This window comes from Desertibacillus haloalkaliphilus, assembly GCF_019039105.1.
Taxonomy (GTDB): domain Bacteria; phylum Bacillota; class Bacilli; order Bacillales; family KJ1-10-99; genus Desertibacillus; species Desertibacillus haloalkaliphilus.
Genome location: NZ_JAHPIV010000593.1, coordinates 1 through 329, shown reverse-complemented (window position 1 = coordinate 329; position 329 = coordinate 1). Strand labels below are relative to the sequence as shown.

1 protein-coding gene is annotated in these 329 nt (G+C 31.3%); it reads right to left on the bottom strand.

What is annotated here, in order from left to right:
* A partial coding sequence (locus KH400_RS23425) for a capsular polysaccharide export protein, LipB/KpsS family (protein ID WP_438821144.1) occupies nucleotides 1-329 on the bottom strand: 329 nt, incomplete at both ends.

Here is a 329-nt window from a genome sequence, read left to right as displayed (position 1 = left end):
ATCCACAACATTATTCGCTGTTACTTTAGACGGATAATTAATTGTACCTTCAATTTGGTAACTAAAGCGTAAATAATAAAGAAACTTGTCAATTCTAGCTGTATTTATTGGTTTGTTTAATACTTTTTTCAATATTGTATCTAGTTCATCAAGACTTTCACAAGTTGAAGCAATTCCTTCAATATTATAAAGAGCCTGCCCTAACGTAATTACCCTTTTATGGTGTGCTAACGCCTCAATTCCAACTGTCGAGTTTATCGTTACAACAGCAAGCGCTTTTTCAATAAGCTGATGAATATTATACTTTTTAACAAAGATAACTGTATCAT